The following is an 8252-nucleotide window of genomic DNA, read 5'->3' on the forward strand; positions in this document are numbered from 1 at the left end:
TTTTCGGGAAGGTCCGGCCTTGATCGAATGTTTTAAGAAGGTAAAAAACAAGCCGGACGTAATTATTTTCGACGGGCACGGCATATCGCATCCCCGCGGGATGGGGATAGCTACGCACATGGGGATACTTTTGGGAATCCCCTCTATCGGGTGCGCTAAGAGTCCGTTGTACGGCAAATTCGATATGCCCGGCAAAAGTAGAGGCGGCTATACGTTCGTAAGGGACGGCGGCGGCGAAGTTATCGGGGCGTGCTTCAGGTCGAAAGACGGCGTTAAGCCGGTCTTCGTATCGGTTGGCAACGGTATTAACCTTATAAGAGCTGTTGATATAATAAATGGCTGCATTACCAAATACAGGCTTCCGGAGCCGGTAAGAATTGCGGATGCGTTATCAAAATCAGAGCATTTATAATAATATCTTCTGCATCTGAAATTCAGATAAGGATTTCTTCGAGCCTGACTTTATCTTTTTTTTCTAAAATATCCGCGAGAGAGTTACATATCTCTTCGTCTTCACCTTCGCTGTCCAGCTCCAGCACTTTTCCCATTTCTTCTACAGCCTGATCCCATGAACCTCTTAACGCAATGGCGGCGGCATAATTAATCCTGATCCTGTAATCGTCCGGGTCGATTACTAAGGCTTTCTCATACATCTTTATGGCCGTCAACAAGTCGCCGGTTCTCCGGTGGGTTATGGCAATTTTATTGTAGAGCGTGGCGTCTTTGGGGTTATCTTTTACAACCTCTTTCATAGCCTTCCGTGACATAGCATTCACCTTTTGAAGGGTTTCCATGGGCAGGAAATCATCGAAACTATGGATGTGTTCTGGGGTGGAAAGCCTTGTGATATTGTGCTTTTTCATTAATTTTTTGGTCAACGAAAGCGACTTGTCCACTATTTCCATTACATGTTCAGTCGGCCTCCCCGCATAACCATGTTCCATCAGGCTACGCGCCGCGGTATAGTAGTTCCCTAATGCGCCGATTAAATCGCCCTCAAACTCGTTGATTTTCCCCATTTTGAAGTAATACTCGCTCTGTTCCGGAAAAATGTCTATAAGCTTACAAAGGTATTCTTTCGCTTTGACCATTTTGTTTTTAACCATACTAATATTGAACAGCATGTACAAATTTGGCCAGAAATTGGGGAATGTCTCTTTAGCCGCTCCAAAATATTCCTCCGCCTTTGAATTGTAATTTTCGACTTCTTTGGTAAGCAGTTCAAGTTCAGCCACCTTAGCCAAAGCTTCGGGGCTGTCATGCGCACATTTTTCTATCTCTTTTACTAGATTGTCGCTTGCCACCAGCTTCATTTTCCAGAGCTCGTAATATGTCTTTCCTTTAAGGAAATTCACTTTCGCCTCAGGAAACGCCTTCTTGTATTTAGTTGCGTAGACGTCAATTTTCTTGAACATGTTCAAAATGAGCGTCGTATTCCCTATCCTCGCATAGGTGGCAACAGAATTTTCGATCTCCAAATAGTATTTGTTTTCCTCCTGGAATTCGAGAAGCTCTTGGCACGTTTTTGCAATCAAAATGTAATCTCTACTTTTAATAATAATCCTGAAGGGAAGATGCTTTATGTTTTTCCTTATCTTATTAATCATTTCCGCGTCTATTTCATTTGTGTATAAGATGAGTGGGACATTCCAGAGCGACGGTGTATCTTCCATCTTGCGTATGAGCGTGTGGATGTTAAAGGTATCACTGTACTGGATATCGCTTATAACCATGTTTATGCCTTTGGATTGGGTAAGCGATTTTATTGTCTCTATGCCGGTTGACATGTTGCGATTAAATATTATTTTTGGATTATTTACGACATGTTCGATTGCACTTTGCAGAACATTTTTTGCCTGATCGTTTGCCTCTATAACTATAAAAGCCCCACTGATGTCAATAAGCTTAGACTTGGATTTATTCATCCTCTTGCTCTTTATTCGCCTTTTCGATAATTACCACGCTAAAGAAAATTCCTTTCTCGGTCTCCCAATATGCGATTGTCATAGTGAAAGGGAATTCGCTTCCGTCCTTCTTTAGCCCGAATAATTCCAACCGCTTTCCAGCAATGGCAGATTTCCCTGTCGCGCGGACGCGTTCCAGCCCTTCATTGTGCTTTTCCCAGAACCGCTCCGGCATTATAAGTGTTATCGATTTTCCCTTGATTTCGTTTTCGCCGTAGCCAAAAAGATCTTCGGCTCCCCTGTTCCATGTAACTATCCTGCCCGAGGAATCGGCTGTAATTATTGCCACCAAAGCCGTTTGCGTAATCGACCTGAACATTATTTCCGATTCCTTAAGTTTGTCCTCGGCTCGCTTCCGTTCGGTAATATCCTGTGCGACGGCGACATATACAGGCGGTGTCTCTTCCGAGATTATGCCGACACTTAGTTCAACGGGGTACGACGACCCATCCGCCCTTTTATGGCTAGTTAAAAAGCTTATACTTTCCGTTTCGCCGTCATGGATAGGCTTTATTACATTTTTGAACTTCCGCTCGTTGTGTTCCACGTTGAAGTCGCAAATCTTCAATTTCATCATCTCCTCTTCAGTAAGGCCCAGGTTAAGCCTTGCATTCATATTCACCATCATTAAATTCAGCGTACCTGGGTCAAATATATATATTTCGCTTGAAGATTTGTCGAGAATGCGGCCTAATCGCGTTTGAGATTCTTCAGCCCGCTTGCGCTCGGTGATGTCCATATTTATACCCGTCATTCGAGCAGGTTTGCCTGCATCATCAAAATCGATTACAAACTGGTTATATATGATTCGCTCCTCGCCATCAGGTTTGACAAGGCGGAATTCGATTTCGTAGACCTTATTATCTGTTCTATCCTGATAAAAAAACTCTTCGATCTTTTTTTTGTCATCCATGTGTACCATACTTAAAAACAATTCATGTGACGGTTTACAATCTTGGGGATTAACGCCGTAAATCCTGTACAATTCATCCGACCAGTACGTCTTGTTTGAGTTAAGATCAAACTCCCAACTCCCCATGTTGGCAACTTCCTGGGCTTTTTTAAGGCTCTCTTCGCTTTTTTGCAGTTTCCGTATTAAAGGATTGGTAATACGGATAAATAGAAGCGATCCGAGCAGGATAAGAACAATAGCGCCGCCAGCCGCCTTGACGCCGGACTTTATGAAGGGGGCGCGGATTTCCGCCATGTCCATTTTAGCTACTATTCCGAGATTCAATTCGGCTACGGGTTCGTGAGCCGCGAGAACTTTTTCGCCCCTGTAATCGAACCCTATCATAGTACCAGAGAGCCCCGAAAGCGCACGTCGCATCGGTTCGCCTAAATCGGAATTAAAATGAATCGGCTCGGGGTTATCAAGGTTATGGTGCCTGTGTTTAAGCAGGAAAACGATTTTTTCTCCTTCCCGCTTGGCGAGTGTAAACTCTCCAGTTTTACCAAACCCTCTATGGCGTCCATGAGCGTCTTTAATTTGGCTCAATGTCGCCGCCACGGCTCCACCTAGATGATCCTCCATGCTGTGTTTGGCGTCGAACCTCGCTACGGCTTCTATCAAACCCGCCTGGCTTTTGGCTATATTTGCCAGCCAGGCCCGTTCTTCCGTGATTGCTACGTGGTACAACTCATAGAATGTCATTGCGCCTACAGACAATACAATGACTGTCATAATAATAATCAGTAATGCCAGGCTATGCTTATTTTTCATGGCTCAATCCGCGAATAATGGTTACTTATTATCATAATCATACAAAATAATGTCAGAATAATCCATAATTAGTTTTACTGGACCCCCCCCCCCCCCTGACGCTGGCGGGATTAATCTTTTAAGTGCGGCTGATATAATGAACAATGTGTTACGGTCCCCTGATTGTCCGAACCGGCAAGGTTTGTAAGGAAAGCTTTCGAAAGGGAAACGATTATGATTGACGCGCACGTTCACCTGATGACGATGGAGATGCTGGAGGACGCAATAAAGAGGTTCGAAAAGAATTACCCCGGCTCCGACAAGCAAATCAGGAAAAGCGGGCACAAGATTTTTGCCGATAAATCTATGAAGTACATTTCGGGCACAAGCCTAAAGGAAAAGGCGGACGACTGGCTGAAGGTCATGGACGAAAATGGAATAGAAAAGGCCGTTTTTTTCCCGATTTCGCAACGGCCGGAGCAGGTGCGCGACTTTATGGCTAACTCACCGGAGCGTCTTTACGGATACGCCTTTATCAACGACCCCGCATCGCACGATGCGCCCGATGTCTTAAAAAGCGGCGTAAACGAATACGGCCTTTGCGGCCTTAAGCTATACCCTTCGATACAGCTTTTCCACGCTTACGACAAAAAACTCTTTGCGCTTTACGAGGAGGCGCAGGGCCTTGGGGTGCCGATAACTTTTCACTACGGCATTACGCACGCGCCGATGGCAGATTACCGGTACACCAACCCGCTGGACCTCCAGCTTCCGCTGAGGCTTTTCCCGAAACTTAATTTTATAATCGCGCATTTCGGCGCGGGATTTTTCCGCGAGGTATGCCTGCTGGGGTACCATACGAAGAACCTCTACCTCGATACCTCCGGCACCAACAACTGGACCGAATACACACCGGAAAACTGGAAGCTGAAAGAGGTTTTCAAAAGGGCGATAGAAATTTATTCTCCGGAGCGTATCATTTTCGGCACGGATACCGTTTTAAGGCCGGACACTGGTTACCGCACATCGATAATGAAGGAACAGTTGAATGTGGTTGAAGCGCTTGGAATCTCATCCGGTGAAACCGATTTGATCTTCGGCGGAAACGCGAAACGGCTTTACTTCACGCCCTAGGCAGTGTGAAGTAGAAGATACTCCCGCCATCCGGCGCGTTTTCAACGCCTATCTCGCCCCCATGCGCCTCCACCGCCATCTTGCAAAAGGTCAGTCCCAGGCCGGTGCTCATTTTGCTTTTACGGTCGTCCCCGCTGACCGTGCCGAACTTTTCGAAAATCTTCTCCTTGAACTCGTCGGGAACGCCGGGGCCGCCGTCCTGCACGGCTATGCGTATTTTGTCAGGCCCCGCATCCTCCACTATAATGGCAACCGTTTCGCCCTCCGGCGTGTAATTTACGGCGTTTGCCAAAAAGTTCTGAAGTATTCTGGTAATTACCAACCCATCCGCGTTGATAATGTAATTATCGCTTTCAAGGCGCGTTTCAAGTAATTTATTTTCGAGTTTAAGCAAAGCCTCAAGCTGTGCGGCTTTTTGATCTATGATCTCCTTCAGGTCTACATCCTCGCGGTTAAGGTGAAACTTGCCCTCTTCCATTTTATTCACGTCGAGTATGTCCATAACCATCCCTAAAAGCTGGTCTGCGCCAAGTTGCGCCGTGAGCATTATTTCCCGCTCGAAGTCTTCCATCTTTTCGCTTGAAAACATGCTGAGGTTTGCCTTTATCTCGCCTATCGGGCCTTTCAGATCGTGCACTATCATATGGGTGAGGTTGTTTTTGAGTTTTTCGAGTTTTATCAGCTGACCGTGCTTTATTTTCAGCTCCTCGCCCAGCGTCGCGTTTTCTATCGTTACGGCTACCCTGTCCATAAACCGGAAAAGCGCCTTCTCGTCTTCCTTTGTAAAGCCCCCTACCCTTTTGTTTGTCACATTGAAAACGCCTAGGACTTTCCCGACGCCCTTGATGGGGTATGAAAGGAACGAGTCGCGGCTGTAATCCGAAGATCCGCTGGCTTTTATGTCGCTTTCTTCCTTTACATCGCCGACGTTAAGAGGCCTGGCGTGCTTGGCAACCCACGCGGACGGCGACTCGCCTTCCAGGGGCTGGCGCAGGCCTATCAGTTTGGAGTCGGTTGCGGCCCTGATTTCCATTTCGTTTTTTTCGTGATCTATCAAAAGAACCGATCCCTTTGTGGCCTCGAACTGCTCCAGCACAACCTTGAGGCACATGTCCAGTTTTTCATCAAGCGTACTTACAGGGGAAGCAAGGTATGCGGCAATCGTCATTGCGCGCTCGATTTCATTTATTTTAGCATCCAACTCCCTGTTTTTCTGGTTAAGCTCCTCCGAGTAGCTGTGCAGGCTGGAATGGCTGATAAGCTCCTTCTTGTTCGAATAAACCCTTTTGGCGAATTGATAGAACATCATCTTGTATGAATTCAGGTTATCCAGCGGCTTGAGCATAAAGCCTATGAAGCCCAGATCGAATGCGGAAAAATGTAGATCGAGATCCCCTTTCTCAAAAATACCGATGAACTCCATGTATAAATTGGATTTTTTCCCCTCGGATACGATCCATGCCCTGTCTTCCTCTCGCATGTCGAAATCGACAACGGCTATGTCAATCTTTTCGTCTTGCATTATTTCAATGACGGATTTTACGGACGACGAAGTATGGACCGAATAACCGATTTCTTCGAGGAATCCACGGATATTTTCGATTACCGTTTCATCTTTCGAGATAACAACAACCTTAGTGGAAGATACGACGCTCCTGTCGTAACTGATCGAATCAGCCCTGTCGTTAACGGCCATTGTCCCCCTTCTGTAATATCGTATAGAATTTACATTCTAACGGTTATTTTTCGCATTACAAACAAGGGAATGCCGCCAATGTCGCGGCGCGCGATGCAAAATCAACCTGCAATTAAGTTTCAGGCTCTACTTTGCGACTTTTACCCTCCTGGGGCGCTTCGATTTCGTTATGCGTCCGATGTTTACACAAAGTTCACATTCATGGTCTTTATCCCTGCCGCACATAAGGCACGAGAAGTACTCCCCGTTAAAAGTCAATACTCCGCCGCAATGATTACAAGATTTTTGCTTTTTCACTTTTTTTGCCATTATAATCTTTCTCCTCAAATTGTCGCGCCACCTGTCATTTTAGATGCAGGCGACATTAAAAAGATCCTCCGCTGTTTATCTAATTGCCAGAGGCCAATAAAGATAACCCAGCCCTATTAAAAAATCAATGGGTTTTGTTGGTTTTTTTTAAAAAAACATATTTTCGGTTTTCTTTTGCATGTAATCTTACGTTTCGTTTAAACTCTCTCTTTTGCTAGTGAAACTGGTACAAACCAATGTAACACTTTTAGCGAAGCATCTCAAATTATTTAATTTAATCTTTTTAAAAACAGATAGTTACAAACAACCCGTAATTCCCTTTTTTATTGTGGCATTATAAGCCATTTGTATACTTTTATATTACAGGCGAATACGGACTATACGCAAGATTTGACTTTAAATTATCCTTAGCTTTGGCCAATTTTATTCGTGGTTCACTGCCGGAGGGCGCAACGAAGGCCATACCTGTTATCCCGTTCTTCGGGCGATGCGCTGTGCCTGTAAGAAGGGCGCACATATATCTCGTCCGAATACCACGAACCGCCCTTTAAAATGCGCATCGTGCCTATTACAGGCCCGATGGGGTCTTTAGGAGTAGCATTTTCGTAGTAATCGGTGGAATACCAGTAGGCCGTCCATTCGACTATGTTTCCAGACATGTGATTCAGGCCGTAAGGCGAAAAACCCTCCTCCTTTGCGTCGATCTCGGCCATTTTCTCAAGGCCGAACCGTGTGCCATACACCAGCTTGTAGTAGTGTGCCCCTCGGTTGCCCCACGGGAATTTCCTGCCGTCGGTTCCTCTGGCGGCTTTTTCCCACTGTGCCTCCGTAGGTAGTTCTTTGCCGAACGATTTGCAATAGGCATCGGCGCCGAACCAGCTTACGTTATTGGCGGGCTTTTTTTTGAAACTTTCCCTTGGCCGGTATTTCCCTGTTTTGTGATCCTTTACAATAGTCGCGTAGTCGTTTTCCAGGAAATATTTTTGCTTCGGGTTCCCTTCGCGGTTAAGGAAATCGGCAAACCGTGAAGCGGTTACCTCGTATTTATCTATTTTGAACGCGGAAAGACGGACTGTCCTGCCGGGTTTTTCGTCCTTTTCGCAATCGCTGTCCGCCTTTTTGTTGCATCCCTGCCAGAATTCTCCGGCTGGTATTAGTACCATCGGCGTTTCAAGACCGCTTGCATCAATATTCTGAAACTGAATTGAAACAAAGACTGCGCAAAACAAAACGTACATATGCGGTTTCATGCCAATTAGCTTACACCGCCTCGGCAAGCGGGGCGATTTTTTAAAAGTTTTATGAAATGCGCTCAACCCGGGAGTCTGGGGACTCCGGGAACAAACTCGGCGGCGCTGATGGATATACTTTTTGATTTATTTAATCCACTTGTCGACTTTTTCCAGCAGCTGGTTTGCACTGAAAGGCTTAACCAGATAATCAACCG

6 protein-coding genes are annotated in these 8252 nt (G+C 45.8%); 2 read left to right on the forward strand and 4 right to left on the reverse strand.

Annotated features, from left to right (window positions below; all coding sequences use genetic code 11):
• Positions 1 to 412 (forward strand): endonuclease V (locus V3S16_RS01760; protein ID WP_413882952.1); only part of this gene is annotated, 412 nt, incomplete at its 5' end.
• Positions 413 to 434: 22 nt separating this feature from the next.
• Here V3S16_RS01760 and V3S16_RS01765 read toward each other — a convergent pair.
• Both V3S16_RS01765 and V3S16_RS01770 read right to left on the reverse strand, forming a co-directional pair.
• Entirely contained in the window at positions 435 to 1925 is a 1491-nt protein-coding gene (locus V3S16_RS01765) for a hypothetical protein (RefSeq protein WP_413882953.1), read from the reverse strand.
• Positions 1918 to 3687 carry a PAS domain S-box protein gene (locus tag V3S16_RS01770; protein ID WP_413882954.1) on the reverse strand — a complete coding sequence of 590 codons (1770 nt, stop codon included), beginning with the start codon at positions 3685 to 3687 and terminating at the stop codon, positions 1918 to 1920. Before V3S16_RS01770 ends, V3S16_RS01765 begins: the two co-directional genes overlap by 8 nt.
• 213 nt (positions 3688 to 3900) lie before the next feature.
• Here V3S16_RS01770 and V3S16_RS01775 point away from each other — a divergent pair, with 213 nt between their 5' ends.
• Positions 3901 to 4800 (forward strand): amidohydrolase family protein, encoded by a 900-nt coding sequence (locus tag V3S16_RS01775; protein WP_413882955.1) that lies wholly within the window; start codon positions 3901 to 3903, stop codon positions 4798 to 4800.
• On the opposite strand, the gene V3S16_RS01780 is transcribed toward V3S16_RS01775, so the two are convergent.
• On the reverse strand, positions 4790 to 6496 hold the full coding sequence (locus V3S16_RS01780; RefSeq protein WP_413882956.1) for an ATP-binding protein: 1707 nt from the start codon (positions 6494 to 6496) through the stop codon (positions 4790 to 4792). The two genes, V3S16_RS01775 and V3S16_RS01780, sit on opposite strands and share 11 nt — an antisense overlap.
• A gap of 743 nt (positions 6497 to 7239) precedes the next feature.
• The gene (locus V3S16_RS01785; protein WP_413882957.1) at positions 7240 to 7968 is read right to left on the reverse strand and encodes a formylglycine-generating enzyme family protein; all 729 of its coding nucleotides are present in this window, start codon (positions 7966 to 7968) and stop codon (positions 7240 to 7242) included.
• Positions 7969 to 8252: the final 284 nt, after the last annotated feature.

Origin of the sequence: Candidatus Desulfatibia sp., from assembly GCF_036446775.1 — a bacterium.
Classification (GTDB): Bacteria; Desulfobacterota; Desulfobacteria; order Desulfobacterales; family UBA11574; genus Desulfatibia_A.